This window comes from Clostridium sp. UBA3061, assembly GCF_002367465.1.
Classification (GTDB): Bacteria; Bacillota; Clostridia; order Clostridiales; family Clostridiaceae; genus Clostridium_J; species Clostridium_J sulfidigenes.
On sequence record NZ_DFCF01000028.1, the window covers coordinates 164,209 to 183,275 of the forward strand.

At 28.7% G+C, this 19,067-nt stretch carries 13 protein-coding genes and 2 riboswitches; of the genes, 7 read left to right on the forward strand and 6 right to left on the reverse strand.

Annotation, left to right across the window (positions count from 1 at the left end; genetic code table 11):
• The first annotated feature begins 76 nt into the window (after positions 1 to 76).
• Complete coding sequence (locus B2P65_RS17980; protein WP_346848929.1) at positions 77 to 1,378, forward strand: ectonucleotide pyrophosphatase/phosphodiesterase; 1,302 nt, start codon at positions 77 to 79, stop codon at positions 1,376 to 1,378.
• Between the two features lie 72 nt (positions 1,379 to 1,450).
• Here the strand turns inward: B2P65_RS17980 and B2P65_RS17985 are convergent, their stop codons facing one another.
• Positions 1,451 to 1,966, reverse strand: a complete 516-nt coding sequence (locus B2P65_RS17985) for a phosphatase PAP2 family protein (RefSeq protein ID WP_346848928.1) — start codon at positions 1,964 to 1,966, stop codon at positions 1,451 to 1,453.
• A 231-nt stretch (positions 1,967 to 2,197) separates the two neighbouring features.
• Here B2P65_RS17985 and B2P65_RS17990 point away from each other — a divergent pair, with 231 nt between their 5' ends.
• The 3 genes from B2P65_RS17990 to B2P65_RS18000 all read left to right on the forward strand — a co-directional run bounded on the left by B2P65_RS17990 (position 2,198) and on the right by B2P65_RS18000 (position 9,456).
• Complete coding sequence (locus tag B2P65_RS17990; protein WP_346877857.1) at positions 2,198 to 7,051, forward strand: cytidyltransferase; 4,854 nt, start codon at positions 2,198 to 2,200, stop codon at positions 7,049 to 7,051.
• Positions 7,052 to 7,065: 14 nt separating this feature from the next.
• A complete protein-coding gene (locus B2P65_RS17995) occupies positions 7,066 to 8,325 on the forward strand; it encodes a lactate/malate family dehydrogenase (protein ID WP_346848926.1) in 1,260 nt (419 codons plus the stop codon).
• 78 nt (positions 8,326 to 8,403) lie between these two features.
• Entirely contained in the window at positions 8,404 to 9,456 is a 1,053-nt protein-coding gene (locus tag B2P65_RS18000) for a flavodoxin family protein (protein ID WP_346848997.1), read from the forward strand.
• Between the two features lie 71 nt (positions 9,457 to 9,527).
• On the opposite strand, the gene B2P65_RS18005 is transcribed toward B2P65_RS18000, so the two are convergent.
• Positions 9,528 to 9,833 carry a rhodanese-like domain-containing protein gene (locus B2P65_RS18005; protein ID WP_051824021.1) on the reverse strand — a complete coding sequence of 102 codons (306 nt, stop codon included), beginning with the start codon at positions 9,831 to 9,833 and terminating at the stop codon, positions 9,528 to 9,530.
• A 73-nt stretch (positions 9,834 to 9,906) separates the two neighbouring features.
• Positions 9,907 to 11,079, reverse strand: coding sequence for an AI-2E family transporter (locus B2P65_RS18010; protein ID WP_346848925.1), 1,173 nt, complete (start codon positions 11,077 to 11,079; stop codon positions 9,907 to 9,909).
• Positions 11,080 to 11,314: 235 nt separating this feature from the next.
• Between B2P65_RS18010 and B2P65_RS18015 the strand changes: the two genes are divergently transcribed.
• A complete protein-coding gene (locus B2P65_RS18015; protein ID WP_346848924.1) occupies positions 11,315 to 12,127 on the forward strand; it encodes a DUF368 domain-containing protein in 813 nt (270 codons plus the stop codon).
• A gap of 47 nt (positions 12,128 to 12,174) precedes the next feature.
• Here the strand turns inward: B2P65_RS18015 and B2P65_RS18020 are convergent, their stop codons facing one another.
• From B2P65_RS18020 to B2P65_RS18030, 3 genes are all read right to left on the reverse strand, one after another.
• Positions 12,175 to 12,900 carry a hypothetical protein gene (locus B2P65_RS18020; RefSeq protein WP_346878373.1) on the reverse strand — a complete coding sequence of 242 codons (726 nt, stop codon included), beginning with the start codon at positions 12,898 to 12,900 and terminating at the stop codon, positions 12,175 to 12,177.
• A gap of 280 nt (positions 12,901 to 13,180) precedes the next feature.
• Complete coding sequence (locus tag B2P65_RS18025) at positions 13,181 to 14,344, reverse strand: iron-containing alcohol dehydrogenase (protein ID WP_346848922.1); 1,164 nt, start codon at positions 14,342 to 14,344, stop codon at positions 13,181 to 13,183.
• A gap of 85 nt (positions 14,345 to 14,429) precedes the next feature.
• Positions 14,430 to 15,434 (reverse strand): M42 family metallopeptidase, encoded by a 1,005-nt coding sequence (locus B2P65_RS18030; RefSeq protein ID WP_346878372.1) that lies wholly within the window; start codon positions 15,432 to 15,434, stop codon positions 14,430 to 14,432.
• Between the two features lie 161 nt (positions 15,435 to 15,595).
• Positions 15,596 to 15,653, forward strand: a riboswitch (Fluoride riboswitch).
• 145 nt (positions 15,654 to 15,798) lie between these two features.
• Between B2P65_RS18030 and B2P65_RS18035 the strand changes: the two genes are divergently transcribed.
• The gene (locus B2P65_RS18035) at positions 15,799 to 16,983 is read left to right on the forward strand and encodes a cation:proton antiporter (protein ID WP_346848920.1); all 1,185 of its coding nucleotides are present in this window, start codon (positions 15,799 to 15,801) and stop codon (positions 16,981 to 16,983) included.
• A 142-nt stretch (positions 16,984 to 17,125) separates the two neighbouring features.
• Positions 17,126 to 17,285: riboswitch (M-box (ykoK) riboswitch) on the forward strand.
• A gap of 406 nt (positions 17,286 to 17,691) precedes the next feature.
• Positions 17,692 to 19,029, forward strand: a complete 1,338-nt coding sequence (gene mgtE / locus B2P65_RS18040) for a magnesium transporter (protein ID WP_346848919.1) — start codon at positions 17,692 to 17,694, stop codon at positions 19,027 to 19,029.
• Positions 19,030 to 19,067: the final 38 nt, after the last annotated feature.

A 19,067-nucleotide genomic window follows, 5' to 3' on the forward strand; every position in this document is an offset into this window, starting at 1 on the left:
ATCTTACTATGTAGATTTAATAACAAAATTAGTATATCATAATTTATATATAACATAAAGTTAAGGAGAATAAGTTATGAATAATTTAACAAATAAGCACTTGGTTGTTATTTCAATTGATGGATTAAAAGCAGCTGATTTTGATATAATAAGTAACTTACCAACTTTTTCACAATGCATTCAAAAGGGGTCAGTAGTTAGAAATGTTAAATCTATATATCCATCATTAACATATCCAGCTCACACTACCATAGTTACAGGTAAGTATCCTAAAAACCATGGGGTTGTAAACAATAAATTATTAGAACCTGAAAAAGCTGCTCCAGATTGGTTTTGGTTCAGAAAATATGTAAATGGTCCAACACTATATGATATGGCAAAAAGTAGAGGGCTTACTGTAGGATCTATATTTTGGCCTGTTACTGGTAAATCTTCTATAAAATATAATATGCCTGAAATTTTCTCTAACAATAAATATATATCTCAAGAAATGGCATCACTTCTAGGTGGAAGCCCTATATACCAATTCAATTTAAACAGAAAATTCAAACATCTCCTTGATGGTATAAAGGAGCCTAACTTAGATAATTTTGCTACTGCTTGTGCTATAGAAACCATTAAAAAGTATAAACCTAACTTACTTTTACTACATCTCTTAGACCTAGACAGTCAACGTCATGGTTATGGTACTGATTCTAAAGAAGCTGTAGATTCACTTCATCGCCATGATGGAAGATTAGCTGATGTAATAAAAGCTCTGAAAGAAGCTGGTATATATAATAATTCTTCTATAGTTATTTTAGGTGATCATGGATTTCAAGACTTTAATAAAGTTATTACCTTAAACACCCTATTTAAAAATCAAGGGTTAATAAGCATGGGTGATGATAACAGACTTAATTCTTGGAGAGTATATGTAAAATCTTGTGATGGAAGTGCCTATGTATATGTTAAGGATGACTTTAATAAAAATCTCTCCTCAAAAGTTTATAATATTTTAAAAGCCTTATCTCTTGATGAATCTAAGGGAATTGCAAAGATATATAGAAATGATGAGATAATAGATTTAGGTGGTGATCCTAAGGCTACATTTATGATTGAAGCTAAAAGAGGTTTTATTTTTATAGATAAATTTAATGGTACTATAGTGACTTCAACCACTCCTAAAGAGGGAAAATCTAACGGAAATCATGGTTATCATCCTAATAGTCCTGATATCCATACTCTCTTTATTGGATGTGGTGAAGAGTTTAAAGAAAACTTTTTTATGAATAATATGAATTTAGTGGACATAGCCCCTACCCTCTCAAAAGTTTTAGGTATTAAATTTCCAAAATGTGATGGAAGGGTAATTGATGAAATATTGACTATCCATTAATTCTTTAAGAATAATCTATGATGTAATAAAGAGATAAGAATCTAAATTAAATTCTTATCTCTTTCCTAATTATTATACTATCATATGCATACAAAGGGCACTCAAAGTTCCAACTACAACTCCTGCACCTACATCTGTTGGATAATGTACACCAAGATAAACCCTTGAAAATCCCACAAGACTAGCAATTACTATAGATACTACTGCTAATCCAGTAAAGCTTAGTGCAATACTAACTCCAATTGAAAAAGCTGCAGTGGTGTGACCCGATGGAAAGGAATAATCATCTACACCTATCTTCTTTATGTTTAGCGTTGGAAACTTTATATATGGTCGTATCCTATTTTTTACTCTCTTTAAAAAGTGAGTAATACCGCCAGAAGTAATAATTGATAAAGATGCTAGAAATCCTAGGTTCTTAATTTCTTTACTTTTAGACATAACAGTCATCACAACAAAAACCATACAAAATGTGGCAGATCCTAAAAATGTTATATATGGCATAATTTTATCTAAAAACTTGCATCGTAATTTTTTATTTATAAACTGCAATAGTGTTATATCCACTTTTTTTATTAATTCTATCATAGATCCTCCTAAAAACATCATAAATAGATTATATATAAAAATAAGATAAAATAAAAGTTTTTCATTTAATTCTTTCTTATTTCTCTTTTATAATAAATAATTAGATTTTATGAATATATTATTTAGATTATTATTATAGTATATTTATTAGGATAAATGCAGTTTAAATGATAAAATATTTATAAGAAATATGTTTTATACATGTTATATATTGATGTTTAGGAGGTCTCTATGGAAATTTTACAATTAAAAGAAATAAAGAAAAAAATTTTAAGAAAGCTTTATAACTCTCATTTCTTAAAATCTGAAAATATATCACAAAAATTTCTTGATAAGCATATAAACTCACCAGTTTTTTTATACACACTCCAAGACATTTTAGTGGAAAAAGATTTTTCTCCATCTAAAGTTCTTTATCTATGTACTCCTTTATTAAATGATTTATATGAAGATGGTCCTAATGAATGGTTAGTATATTTATATAATTATGCCTTAAGCAAGAATTTTAAAGATGCAGTAACTATAGAATTAGATTCAAAATTAACTTCAGGATGTGAAATATTCCTTAGAATTTATAAGGTTCTATGTAATATAGAAAAATCCATATCTGATTCAGATTGTTGGCAAGCAAACTATCCTTTAATAACTTTAACAGATAGTGAAATTGAAGAACTAGAAAGAAAAGATGAATATTTAAAATTCATTAAAGCCTTTGACCGTGACTATGTATATGAAATGATGAAGCTTAATGGAGAAATATTTAAGTATAATACTTTAGATCACATCTGTGGTGTACATTACCTAGCTATGTTTTTAGCACGCCAACTTAAAACTAAAGGGTTACCTATAGATTTAGGAAGAGTCTCTGGAGCTGCTGCCGGACATGACATTGGAAAATATGGATGTAAAGGTGAAGAGCTAAAACGCGTTCCACATCTCCACTACTATTACACAGACCAATGGTTTAGAAACCACAATATAAATTATATTAGAAATATCGCTATAAATCATTCTACTTGGGATTTAGAACTTGAAAATCTATCTTTAGAATCATTAATACTCATCTATTGTGATTTTAGAGTTAAAAATGTATTTACTAATTCATATCCTACTATGCATATTTTTTCTTTAGAAAACTCTTTTAAAGTAATTCTTCAAAAACTAGAAAATGTTGATGCTAAAAAGGAATCTCGTTATAAAAAAGTATATGGCAAGTTAAAAGACTTCGAAGATTACATAAAGAGTATTGGTGTAAATGTTGATTTAGATTTTAAAGAAGACAATTTAACTTCTGCAAACCCTCCAATATATTCTTTGCTTAGAGGAAAAGAAATAACTGATAGTATGAAACATTTAGCAATAAATCACAATATAAATCTTATGTACTTATTACGTGATGAATATTCGTTAAATACTATATTAGAACAGGCTCGAAGTGAGAATAACTGGAAAAATCTTCGCCAATATATAAGAGTATTAGAAGAATATTGTACTTACTTTACTCAAAAACAAAAGCTACAAACTCTAGAATTTCTTTATGACAATTTAGCTCATAGAGAAGATGACATTCGCCGTCACTGTGCATATCTAATAGGAAAATTAATAGCTATTTTTGATGAAGATTATAGTAAAGAATTACCTAAAAACGTATCTATAGATAAACCTAACATAAATAGTTATCAATTATTTGAAGAGTATATTTCATTAATGCTTTATCCTAGCGGTAAACTAGTAAATGCTCATAAAAACTGGATTGGCTATAATACTAAAATCATGGTTAACTCTGTTTTTATAAATTCCAGAAAAATTTTTATGAAAATATATAGAAGTATTCTCTTGAAACATTATATGTCTCAAAACATAACTTCTTTTGAAACTCAGCTGTATTTACTCTATACCGCAAAGTATATATCTTTTGAGTCCTATGATGAAACTTTAGATTCACTCATAGAATTCATTATTGATAAAGTAAAAAAAAGAAATGTAGTTATAAGATTAGCTGCTCTTGAAAGTTTAAACGATATAATTCCTAAAATACCACCTACTCATTCTATACTTGATTATATGATTAAAAATCTTGGAGAAATTAAAACTAGAAGGAAAAATTCATCTGAAAATTATTTATACTTAAAAATTTTCACAACTCTTAATATGGATGACCATATATTTCTTTTTAAAACTTACTGTAAAGAAGATTATAATAAAATCCCAGATATCCTCCTTAGCAACTTAAAAACAGCTACTAATTGGGTAGTAAAAAAACATCAGATAGATATACTTCTTAATTATACACTCTATATTGCGCCAACTACAGGACTTCATACTTGCATTCACTTTTGTAATATGTTAAAAGTTAGTGCTATGGAAAGTGTTAGAAATAGTGCAGGCTCTTCAATACTTAAAATTATGCCTAACCTAAATGATTCAGAAAGAAATGAAGTAGCTATAGAGCTTTTACGTGGACTAGAAATTGAAGGCCAGAAATTCACAGAATATATATCACCTTTCTTAGGTCAGATAATCTTATGGCTAGCACCTAATGAATTAGATGAAATTATTGATGATTTAAAAAGCAAAATCAAAACTTCAAATGAAGATGTTAAGATACTAATTCTTAAAGCTATAGGAATCTCCTTGTCTAACTATGATGTATATAAATCTCGTTATAATGAAAATGAAAAAATTTATAATGAAAGATTAAAATCAATGTTATCTATTATTTTAAATGGTATAGGTGATTATAAGGATAAGGTTAAACAAGCAGCCATAATCACTCTTGGCAAGGATATATTTGGAAGTTCAACAATTTCTATAAATGATAAGTTATATGTTTTCAAATTAGTAGCTAAAAAAATTCTTACTCTTGTAGGTAATGATGACAATAATAGATTACTTTTACTAACCAATGCAGCTGCTCTAAATCACATCTATAGATTCATAGCAGACTATACTTTTTTAAATGGCGATATTCTTATAGATATACCTAAGAAAATAGCATTTTTCCCTGGTACCTTTGACCCTTTCTCTTTAGGACATAAGAATATTTCTAAAGCAATTCGTGATTTAGGTTATGAAGTATACTTAGCCGTGGATGAATTTTCTTGGTCTAAAAAAACCTTACCTAATCTTTTAAGAAAAATATTAATTAATTTATCAATTTGTGATGAATTTAATATTTATATATACCCTGAAACTATACAAGTGAATATATCTAATACTGATGATTTAAGAATGCTTAAGGAATCATTTTCAGATTCTCAAATATTCTTTGTTTCAGGTAGCGATGTACTTTTAAATGCCTCTTGCTATCGTAATCCTGTGGAAGAGGATTCCATTCATACTTTTAATCACATAATTTTTGAAAGAGGTAATTCAAAAAAACTTTTAGCTGCTAAATCTCTCATAAATGGCACTGTAGAAGTATTAAAACTTCCAGCTAAATACTCTACCATAAGCTCTAGTCAAATCAGAAACTATATAGATAGAAATAGAGATATTTCAACCTTAGTAGATCCTTTAGTTTCTCAATATATTAATGAAAATGGTTTTTACCAACGAGAACCCCTAGATAAGCTATCTCTAAATGAAAGTCACTTAGATTTTGAATTTGTTGATGAAGTTACTGATAATATAATATTAAAATTATTTTCTCATTTAAACCTTAGTAATGAAATGAAATCTATCTTATCAGAACTTAAAGATAAGGAAGCTCCTAAACTAGTAATGATTAAAGATTCTAAAAAAAGTAAAATTCTAGCTATTGCCGCAATGCATTGGGTTCGTTCAAATAATCTTTACGATGAAGTTAAAGATGAGAATATTTCTAGAGCACTTCGTTCCCTATCTACAGGAAGAATGATATTTATAGATGGAATTTATGTTACTGATAGAGAAAAATATAAATTTCTTGAGCAAATTATTTTAACTGAGGCTTTAGCTTATGCTATTTCTAAAGATTATGAATACGCTGTTTTTAATCCATGCCATAGTTCATTATCTAGCTCAACCTTAGTAGAAATAATGCTATCCCAAGGTTTTGTAAATATTGGCTCTGAAAATAAGGAGTCTCCTGTATTAGCAGTTAATATGACTAGTCCATGTATTTTGAACTTAGATGTAGAAAATATTTTAAAAGAACCTTTTAGAAGTAACTCTAAAATTAAGAATGTAATTAATTATAGAAGAAAATTATTGCAAGGTGCTCTTTCAAAATTATATCCTAATGAACTTTTACTTTGCTTTAATAGTGAAGTACTTCATCAAAAAATGATAAGAAATATTTGTGATGAAAATAGTATTTCTACTTATGTAAAAGCATCTAAGGAATATGGTGAAGCTATGTGTGTACCTTATGGTGATATTTTAGATAGAGATTTAGTACCAAATACTGTTACCAAATCCCTTCATACAGAAAAATATTATTGTGGTGATATGAAGAACTTCTTTATAGGCGAATCTCCCTATTACCTATCTTTAAATAACCAGATGAAAATGATAAAGTCCTTTAATCGACCAATTTTTTTAGTAGATAACATTCTCCATAAGGGGTATAGAATGAGAGCCTTAGACCCTATACTAATTAATCAAGAAATTAATGTAAAAAAAATCCACTGTGGTATTCTCTCTGGTAGAGGAAAAGATTTAATGGATATGCAAAATAGGCAAGTTTCTAGCGTATACTTCATACCTAGACTCAAAATTTGGTTTAATGAGAATTCTTTATATCCATTTTTAGGTGGAGATGCTATATGGAGAGGAGAATTTCCTAAACGAAACTTAATTCCATCAATTAATAGTATATTACCATACACTTACCCAGTATTTATAAAAAATACTTCCCACGAAAATGTTTATAATTTTTCTAAGGTTTGTCTTGAAAATTCTATAGAAATACTAAAAATACTTGAAAGAGAATATCATAACATATATGGGAGAAATCTAACCCTTTCATCACTAGGCGAAGTTATAACTACTCCTCGAAGTCCAGATATTGGAAAAGGAATTGAATATGATTTATCATCTACTCCATCAGCCCTAGTTGAAAAGGATTTAGAACTACTTACCAGACTTGAAAATATGCTATAAAAGGAGAACTATACATGTTTTACTATATATTTAATAATAATTTAATTATAACTAATGAATTTATAACACGAGATGACTTTATCTCTACAGATGAAAATTTCTGTAAAAACTATACTGGTAAGATCTTTGCTTTAACTTCTATAAATTGTGAAAATTCTAGAAGATCCTTTATAGTCTCTACTGAAAATCTTTTGTTTTTAGAAAAAGAGGATTTAAGTATACTTAACTCCTCTTATAAAATAAATAAAACAATACCTATCTGGCTTAAAAATGCCATTAATGAAAAAAGAGTTATTTCCTTAAATACTAATTATCCAAACTTTCTAGATGTGATAGTCTATTCTACCCCTCTAAAGTGGAAAGTAAATGTAGTTGGTTTAGGAGATGTAGGTGCAACTCTTTTAACCGGCCTTAAACTTCTAGGTAATGATGTAATATCTAGTTTAGGTATTTATGATAAGGATTTTAAAAAAGTGAATCGACTTAACCTTGAATTATCTCAAATTTTATCTTGCGATGGTAAAGAAAACAATCTACAAATTCTTCCCTTAAGGGAAGAAGATTTGTTCAACTGTGATATGTTTGTATTTTGTGTATCTGTAGGTATTCCTCCTATAGGAAAAGAAGAAAAAGATGTAAGACTTGTTCAGTTTGATGGTAACAGAAAAATCCTTAAAGTATATGGACAAATGGCAAGAGATGCAAAATTCAAAGGAATCTTTGCAGTAGTATCTGATCCTGTAGATTTATTATGCAAATCTCTTTTTATTGATAGCAATAAAAATAAGGATAATACCCTTGATTTTCAAGGTCTTGCTCCAGAGCAGATTCGCGGATATGGATTGGGGGTTATGAATGGTAGAGCAGCTTATTATAGTAGTTTAAGGGAAGATACTGCGAATTATTTACAAGAAGGTAGAGCTTTTGGTCCCCATGGTGAAGGATTAATAATTGCTAATAGTATTGAAAACTTCAATGAGTCTGCCTCGGATTTTCTTACTGAAAAGGCTAAAACTGCAAATTTGGAAGTTCGTGCTACCGGATTTAAACCATATATAGCTCCAGCCCTATCTTCTGGTGCTCTCAGCATCCTTGATACAATTAAAGGTAACTTCCACTATTCTTCAAACTTTATTGGTGGTACCTATATGGGGTGCAAAAATAAATTTCTAAATGGATGTACAGAAAACGAAACATTAGATTTACCTTTAGAATTAATGAATAGATTAAAAAATACCTATAATCTTTTAAATGAATTGTATAATAAAAAATAATAAGAATAAACTGTTTATATATCTAATATTTTTTATAACAAAAATGTTATTAATAATACTTTGTTAGGAGGGATAATAATAGAAACTTTATATGTGATATTACCAAATAAAAATACATCTCCTATATTGAATACTATGGTGTCTCATTCACTTAAAAATATACATCATGTAATAATAGATGATGTATGTAATCTTCCTGATTTATCCTATAAAAAATTACTTTTTGTAGCTCAGGTTGAGGATGTTGGTTTTGATATCCCTATGATTAACCTTCTATCAAAACTTCTAGAGAAAGGTAAAGACACCTTACTTGGATCTACCGGTGCTATTCTTATATATAGTATTGATGACCATGGTACAAAACGTTTTGCTCAAGATATTGTATATATTGCTAATAATATGGGATGTGCTTTTATAGGCCATCCTCTAGTAGAAGCCACTAGTTCTTTAAAAAATTTTTTAACGTGGCAAAAGACTATGGATATGTCATTGAATGATATTTGTTATGATCTCTGTAGGAAACTAGTCAATCGCCTTGTAAAGGATAATCCTAAGACTCTTCAAAGTGGAAAGATTTCTGTTATATACTCTAGTCCACATAAATCATCTAATACCTTAGACCTATGGCACCTAGTATCTGATCATATTAATTATTTTCAAATTAATGAAATACAAATTGAAAGAGGAGAAGTGCTAGATTGTATAGGATGTCCTTATAAACTTTGTCTTCATTATGGAAAGAAAAAAGGTTGTTTCTATGGAGGTATTATGACAGAAAATGTTCTTCCCGCCATTGAAGAAAGTGATGCAGTAATTTGGCTATGCCCTAACTATAACGATGCTATAGCAGCTAATTTAACAGCTGTAATAAACCGTCTTACAGCACTATATAGAAGATGTAACTTTTATAATAAATCCATCTTTGCTGTAATAGTATCTGGAAATTCTGGTAGTGATTCTATTGCTAAACAATTAATAGGTGCTCTTAATATAAATAAAGGATTTAGGCTTCCACCTTATTTCTCTATTCGTGCCATAGCTAATGATCCTAAAACGATTTTTTATGTAGAAAATATAAAGATGAAAAGTGAAGATTTCGGTAAAATAATTATAAATAATATAAAGGTGTAGAGATTGCTCTCATACACCTTTATATTATTATTATTTTTATTTACTTACTAGCTACTTTAAATAAATTGAAGCTATTTTTTAAGATCATAACTCCAATTTGTAATACCACCTAAATCACACACATTAGAATAATCTAAGTATTCTAGCATCATTGCAGCTCTAGCACTTTTATTGCCGCTATAGCAATATACACATACAGTTTCATCTTTATTCTGAACTATATCTTCAATGTCATGAGAAATATCACTTAAAGAAATCAATATGGCCCCTTCTATATGTCCTTCTCTGTAAGCCTGTTCATCTCTTAAATCTAGTATAACTAATTTCTCATTGCCATCCATTTTTCTCCTTAATTCTTCTGCTGAAATTTTTCCCATACTTATTATCCTCTCTTTTGCTTCTATTTACAGTACCTAACCTTATATTCATAACTAAATCAGTTTTATTATACTATATAATTGACTTTTTTTTATAAATTCTGTGAACATATACACTTAGTATAGCTGCAATAGGTACTGCCACTATCATTCCAATAGCTCCTGCGTACCCTCCTCCAATGGTTAAAGCAATTAAAGTCCAAACAGCTGGAAGTCCTACACTACCACCTACCACCTTAGGTTGTATAATATTACCATCAATTTGTTGATATATAATTAAAAGTATGAATCCCCAAATTCCAAGTGTAATACTAGAAAACATCCCCAATATAAATGCTACTACTGCTCCTATAGCGGGTCCTATATAAGGAATTACATTGCTTATACCTGCAATTACTCCAACAAGTACAGCAAATGGATGATGAATCATTAACATAAGTATAGATGAAACTATACCTACAATAAGGGCATCAAGTAAAACTCCTCTTACAAATCCTCCTACAACTTCATCTAAATCTATAATAAATTGCTTAAGTACTGTTCCTAACTTTCCTGGTATAAAAGCTCTCCCAAATCTCCTAATAGTTTTAAATAACATCTCTTTATCTTTTAAGAAATAAAATGTAAATATTATACTTAAAACAAAATCTATCATAAATGAACCAAATCCATAAATGCTATTTGTAATTATATTAACTATCTCTTGACCAATAACTGCAAATGCTGCTGTTACCTTATCAATATAAGTACTAATTTGCTGATAATTTATATCTAAAGTAGCAAAATACGAATTCAAGTTATTTATTCCATTCCTTACTACACTCTCATATTGTGGAATATTATTTATTAATGATTTTGCATTCTCTAAAAGAGGTGGAATTATAAAATTAAATATTAATACTACTGATAGTATTATTATAAAAAAAACTAATACGATACTTATAATTCTATATATCCAATTAAATTTATTATTTTCCTTTACACTAACACATTTCTTAATAAAGATTTCAATACGTCTTACTAAAGGAAATAATAAATATGAAATTATAGCTCCTATTATTATGGGTCTTATTACACTTAAAAATCCTAATATTGCATTTTTAATTATATTAATAAAAGTACCACTTCTACTTACTATTTCATAGCCTATAAATAAGGCAATTCCAGCAATAACAGCTACAACTCCAATATTTATATACTTTCTATCTATATCTAACTTTTTATCTATTCTAAACCTATCCCACATATGATTTGCTCCTTTATAAAGCTTGTTTTTATGTTGATTTAATAATATTAAAATTTAAATAATCCATCATATCTGCATTATAACACGAATAACCTAAAATTAACAAAAAATAAATATATTATTAACTTTTAAATAATTAATTTGCAAATTAAAAGAGTTCTCAATATAATTAGAGTAGTTATTTATAACCTTAGTTTAAATTAACTACAAATTTAATTATATGAGGAGATAAAGTATGGAAAATATATTTGTTATTTTAAAAGGAATGGTTATTGGTGTCTCCAATGTTATTCCTGGTGTTAGCGGAGGAACTATGGCGGTAGTTCTAGGTATTTATGATAAACTTATATCTGCTGTAAATAGCTTTTTTAAAGATTGGAAAAAAAATATTTTCTTTCTTGGTGAAATAGCTATAGGTGCAGGCTTAGGTATAATACTATTTAGTAAATTAATTACAAATCTATTAACAAATCACCCTGAGCCAACCAATTTCTTTTTTATAGGATTGATTTTAGGTTCATTTCCTATGCTATATAAAAGAGCAACAAAGGGAAAAGTAAAAAAAATAAATTATCTTTGGTTTCTCTTAACTTTCACATTAATGGTAATTATGTCTATATTTAGTGATGTAGAAGTTAGCACTATAGCTATGACTAGTTTAAGTGTAAAATCTTTTATATCCCTATTCCTAGCAGGATTCATTGCAGCTGCCACTATGATTCTTCCAGGGGTAAGTGGTTCTTTAGTACTTTTGATTATTGGACTATATACTACTTTTACTAATGCAGTTTCTACCTTTAATATTCCTTTACTTATTCCTGGTGGTTTGGGTGTTCTTGTCGGTATATTGACTATGACAAAGCTCATAGAATCCTTTATGAGTAAATATCCTCAACCTGCATATTTTGCTATTTGTGGATTAATTTTAGGTTCTGTCTTTCCAGTATATCCTGGTTTTACTTTTAATTTATCAGGAATGCTATCAATTATAACTTTTTTAATTGGTTTTATACTTACATATATACTTGGGAAAAAAGAAAATAATTAGAACATAAAAAGTAAAGACTGTTTCTAAATTGAAACGGTCTTTATTTTCTATGATAGATTATTTTCGTCCTTTAACCAAATTTTCCATTGAACTTCAAAGTCATCAATAGAACACTTTAATATATTAAAAATATCATCTACATCATAGTTTCTTATAATTTTATTTATTGTTTCCTTACCATAGTTTTCTTCTATATACTTGACTATAGTCCATGCCCATATCTTATATAGACTTTCATTTTCTTGAATTTCATTTAATTGTGGTATCATGTCTTTCTTTATAGCTTCATTTATTACTTTTTTTACTTCACCCTCTTTCCATAATCCAGATAAATACATAGCTATTCCTTGTCCTATCCATGTAGATGAAACTTCTGAATTTAAAGATAGAAATTCATGAAATATATGAACTACCTGACTGTAAATTACTTTTTTAAGCTTATACTCATCATAAGTATAAGTAGATTCTTCTTCATATGCAAAAGGTGATAATATCAACAGATCATTTTTAGATGTAATAGCTACTTGACTTTTCTTAGATTCATTATTCCCCCTAAGTTTTAAAATCATTTTACTTATATAATTATATTCTCTTCTGTTCATAGCTATAATAGCCCTTATAGAAAATCCTTTATCTATTAAATGAAAATAATTTTCTAATTCTTTATATGCATAAAGTATTTCCTCTTTAACTTCTACTACAAATCTCATATCATTTCCAATATAATAAACCGTTATATTTTCATTTTGTACATACCTATAACTTTCTAACATTAATCTACTCCCCCAAACTCCAGTAATATACCCCATTTTTTCTTATATATTCTATAAATACGTTACTATTCCTTTTTATTTTTATAAAATATCTTTAATTAGTATATTATTAAATTTATTAACATTAAATTATACTTTAATTTTGTAAACTATCTTCTGATATACTTATAATTCTTTTAAAATATTTTATAATATAAAATAAAAAACATCACATTAAATAAACTAAGATTCATTTAATGTGATGTTTACTTTAAGTTAATAATATTGTATTCTTATAAGCTTATTCAAAAGCAATTTCTAATATATTATAGATATCATCTCTTTTTAAAGGTTTAAGTGTTCCAATAGGTGCAAGGATTGCAGCATTATCAGCTATAAAATCTAATTCTTCTCTCTTAACTCCCACTTCTTTTAAAGTTATAGGTGCTCCTATCTCCTTATAGAAATCTCTCAGCGCCTCAATACCTTTTAGGGCCTTTTCTTCGTCACTACCTTCATTTATAGTAAATACATGACATGCAAATTTCGCAAATTTCTTAGCATCTTCTTTATAAACATATTTCATCCATGCTGGCATTATAATAGCAAGACCTGAACCATGGGCAATATCATTAAGTACTGAAAGAGAATGTTCTATAGAATGAGATGCCCAATCACCTTTCCTTCCAACTCCATTCAATCCATTTAAGGCTAAAGTTGCTGCAAAAGCAAGTTCACTTCGTGATTTATAATTGTTGCTATCTTTTAATAACTCTCTAGTATGTGTAATTACAGTTCTTATAATACCTTCTGAAAGTTCATCAAGCATATCAGTACTTTCTGTTCCACCATAATAAGCTTCAAATACGTGACTTATAGCATCTATTGCTCCATTAGCCGTTTGATTGGATGGAAGAGATCTTTGAACTGAAGGATCTAAAATAGATACTTTAGGATATAATAAAGGTGAACCAAAGCTCCACTTTTTACCTTCATCTTCATTAGTTACTACACCACCTGAATTCATCTCAGATCCTGTTGCTGATAGAGTCAATATAGTAAATAGAGGTAGTGCTTTTTTAACACTTCCTTTACCTTCAAATAACTCCCATACATTGCCCTCATAGCATACTCCCGCAGCTATAGCTTTAGACGAATCTATTACACTTCCTCCACCTACAGCTAAAACTCCATCTACCTCATTTTCTTTAGCTAACTTTATGCCTTCTTGAACCTTTGATAATACTGGATTAGGCTTAACTCCTGATAATTTAATATAATCTATGTTATTATTCTCTAAAGATTCTACAACAGTATCATAAACTCCATTTTTCATTATGGAGCCTTTTCCATATACTATTAATACCTTTCTAATTCCACTCTTAACTAAATGTTCTCCTATAGTTTCTATTGTACTTTCTCCAAATACTAATTTAGTTGGATTATAAAGTGTAAAGTTTAACATATGCTTTCCTCCTCTTATACTTATATTGTTTGTAACAAACATCTCTTTATTTAATTCTATCGTAAATTAAACTTTATATTTAATTCTATTCTTCGTCAAAGTTAAATTCTCTATTTACATAATTCACTAAAAGATCTATGGATGCATTTGTATCATCCATACTTAGTAACGCATTAGGTCCATGTACATATCTAGTTGCTACTGATATACCTGTGGCCCTAACTCCAAAGTTGGATTTATTGATAGCTCCTGCATCTGTACCACCACCATCAATAACATCCAATTGATATTTAATGTTATTTTCCTTAGCACAATTGACCATCTCTTCTACTAAATATTCATTGCATATAACTGAACCATCTGAAACCTTAATCGCAGTTCCTTCCCCAACTTTATTGCTACCTTCTGGGCAATTAGGAAAATCATGCGCAGTTGTAACATCTAGAGCTATTCCTAAGTCTGGATTAATTCTATTAGCTGCAACAGTAGCTCCTCTAAGACCAACTTCTTCTTGTGTTGAAAATACAAAGTATAAATCATTATACGGCTTATTGATTTTCTTTAAAGCTTCCACTAATATATAGCATCCAATTCTATCATCTAGCGCTTTACCTGTTATATTGTTTTCCTTAAGCTCTGCATAATCTCCAACATATGCTGCTACATCTCCAACTTTAAGATATTTTTCTGCTTCTTCCTTACTACTAGCTCCAATATCGATATACAATTTTTTAGTATCTGTGGTTAATTCTTTTTCCTTAATTGTGCTAGCTACTAGTCCAATTATTCCATTTCTAAACTTAACTCTATTCATAGATGTACCAATAACCGGGATTCCACCTAATGCTCTAACTCTAATATTCCCCTTATCTTCTATTTTTACAACTTGAAATCCTATCTCATCCATGTGAGCAGAGGCCATAATTTTCTTCTTATTTTCTCCAACTCCTGATTTATAAACTATTAAATTTCCAAGGGCGTCTACAGTAATTTCATCTGCTAACTCCTTAATCTCTTCTCTTATTACGCTTCTTATGTCTTTTTCATATCCACTAACACCAAAGGCATTGATTAATTTTTCTAATAACATAATATTTCCTCCTTATATATGTAAATTTATTCTATATTTATTATGTTATCATAATATTCTATGAAATTCTATAATAATTTCGTATATCGAAATTTTAATTCCCATAAAATTTTATACTTTTAAATATTGATTTTATTTTTAAACATTGATATACTCAAAATATAATTTATGGTGATGGAGTTCACCTTAATCGCAATTGCTAATGACTCCTACAGACAACGCTATGAGTATGTCTGTAGGAGATTTTTATGTGTAAAATAACTAAATTATTAACACCAAATAAATTCTTTCAATATTTTGTGTTAATAATTTATGGTCTTAATCTTGGCATTGTAAAGCTTTAATTTAAAAGGAGGGCTATTTTATGGCTACAAGTATAGCAATTATTATATTACTTGCTATTGTTTCTAACTTTATATTTGAAAAAATTAAACTTCCTGGACTTTTAGGTATGTTAATTTTAGGAATCACTATAGGTCCCTATGGATTTAATTTGGTTCATGGAGATTTACTAAATATCTCTTCTGATTTGCGTAAAATAGCACTTATTGTTATCTTATTAAGAGCTGGGATGGGTATAAAAACGTCCGATTTAAAGAAAATTGGAAAACCTGCAATAAAAATGAGTTGTATACCTGGAATATTAGAAGGTTTTTTTATAGCCTTTATTTCTACTAAATTACTAGGATTCACCTTTATCCAGGGAGGAATCCTTGGATTTATAATTGCTGCCGTATCTCCTGCTGTAGTTGTACCTCAAATGATTAGCCTTATAGATAAAAAAATTGGCACTAATAAGAGCATCCCTACTTTAATATTAGCTGGTGCTTCTATTGATGATGTATTTGCAATTACAATATTAACTAGCTTTCTTGCCTTATATTCTGGTAAGAACGTTAATATCGCTTCCCAACTTTTACAAATACCACTTTCCATAATATTAGGAATAGTACTAGGATTAATATTAGGCTTTGTAATTATATATTTATTTAAAAAGTGTAGTATTAATGATGTAAAAAAGATACTAATTGTGCTAGCTATTTCTATACTTTTAACTACCTTAGAAACTATCTTTAAAGATAAATTATTAATTGCAAGCCTTTTAGGTGTTATGACTATTGGCTTTGTTCTTACTGAGAAACTTCCTAATGTTGCTGCTCCCCTTTCTCAAGGACTTAATACATTATGGATATTTGCAGAAATTCTACTCTTTGTTTTAGTGGGCGCTCAAGTAAACATATCTGTAGCATTCACCTCAGGCGCAATAGGTATAATAATTATTTTTATAGGACTAGTAGGTAGAAGTATTGGAGTTATAATTTCACTTATAGGTACTAATTTAAACGTAAAGGAAAGGATTTTCTGTGTCATCTCCTATATACCTAAAGCTACAGTTCAAGCAGCCATGGGGGCCTTACCTCTGTCTCTAGGTGTTGTTTCTGGAGATTTTATTCTAGCAATATCTGTATTATCCATTTTAATAACTGCACCTTTAGGTGCTATTGGAATAAAGGTTTCAAGTAAATTCTTATTACACGTTGAGAACTAAAAATGCAATAATACATAATATAGGACTATTTCTTTTAAAATAAATAGTCCTATATTTTATCAAATGAAATGATTTAAAAAAATTCACCTTTTACTGTTGACTTATTTTAAATAAAGTAATATAATTATTTAGTGGAAAATTTTATATACCTCGGTAGGTGAGGTTACTACAAGGATACGGGTTGCTACCGTAAAAGAGTGGAAACACTCTTAACTGGTTAGCAGATTTTGCCGAACAAAGAAGGCTTAATCTAACGCAATTTCATTGCCTTGAAGAGCTAAAACTTGAACGAGACATACTATTATTAGTATTTGCCTGCGTTTTAGTTTACGGAGGTTTTTTTATTTGATAAACTTTAGGAGGTGTAAGAAGCATGGACGATGGTAGTAGTAATATTGACAATGAAGATTTAATAAGTTTATTGTTTAATCCAAAAATAAAACTCTATGTAACTTCTTACCCTCTTTATGGCATAATTTAATTTTACTTTAACTTTTTCAAAGTTAAATCTATCATTAAGAATTTTATGTCCATAAACAGATAGAAATATTACATAGTTATTTATCAAGGCATTAAACATGAGGTTTAATGCTTTTTTATGTCTTCATTGCTTTTTACCCACTACAACCTAGAAATTATAATTTTTCAATTTTAGTCAATACTTATTTTGAACGTTCATAATGTATTGAATTAATAGGAGGGGTAACAATGGAAAACACAATAAAACTAATCAATGAAAAAAAATTCATTGATGCAAGAAAAACTCTTGAAAAAAAGAATGTAGTAGATATAGCTACTTTATTAGGTGAAATGGATAAAGAATCTGTAGTTAAAATTTTTAGAGTACTTCCTAAAGACAAAGCTGCACATGTATTTTCTTATCTAGACCACGAGGAAAGACTATTTATAATTGACTCTATTACCGATAGTGAAATTTCAAATATTATAGATGATTTATTCATTGATGATACTATAGACTTTCTAGAAGAACTACCTGCTAATGTGGTTAAAAAAGTTTTAAAAAATACAGATGAAAATACTCGTAAGATTATAAATCAATTCTTAAAATATCCTGAAAGTTCAGCTGGAAGTATAATGACTATAGAATTTGCTGATTTAAAAAAGCATATGTCTGTAAATGAAGCTATTGCTCATATAAAGAAAACAGGCATAGATAAGGAAACTATTCACACTTGCTATGTTTTAGGCGATAACAGAGAGCTAGAAGGTATTGTTTCTTTAAGAAAACTTATTTTAAGTGATGAAAATATGCTAATAGAAAATTTAATGAAAACTGAATTTATACATGTTAATACTTTAGATGATCAAGAGAATGTAGCTCAACTATTTAAAAAGTATGACTTGTTATCTATCCCAGTTACTGATAATGAAAAAAAATTAGTTGGAATAATCACCATAGATGATATAGTAGATATTATAGACCAAGAAAACACAGAAGACTTCCAAAAAATGGCCGCTATGGAGCCAAATGAAGAAGAATACTTAAAGACCAGTGTTTGGACTCTTTCTAAGCATAGAATAGTTTGGCTTCTTGTATTAATGATTTCAGCAACTTTTACAGGAAACATTATAAGAAAATTCGAAGATGTCCTATCCTCAGTAGTTATTCTTGCTTCCTTCATTCCAATGTTAATGGATACAGGCGGCAATGCCGGATCTCAATCTTCAACTCTTATCATAAGAGGTCTTGCCTTAGGAGATATAAAATTATCTGATGGATTTAAAGTTATATTTAAAGAACTAAGAGTTAGTATCATTACAGGTTCCGTTCTTGCCATAGTAAATTTTATAAGAATATATTATTTTGAAAAAATTAACCTTTTAATTTCTTTCACTGTATGTATAAGCTTATTCTGTACTGTTGTTGTAGCTAAAATAGTAGGTGGTATACTACCCATCTTAGCAAAAAAATTAAAATTAGATCCTGCTATTATGGCAAGCCCATTAATCACAACTATAGTAGATGCGGTTGCACTAACTCTATACTTTACATTATCCGTAAATCTACTACACCTAGCAGTTTAATTTATATTTTAATATAATAAAGGACTATTCTAAGGCAA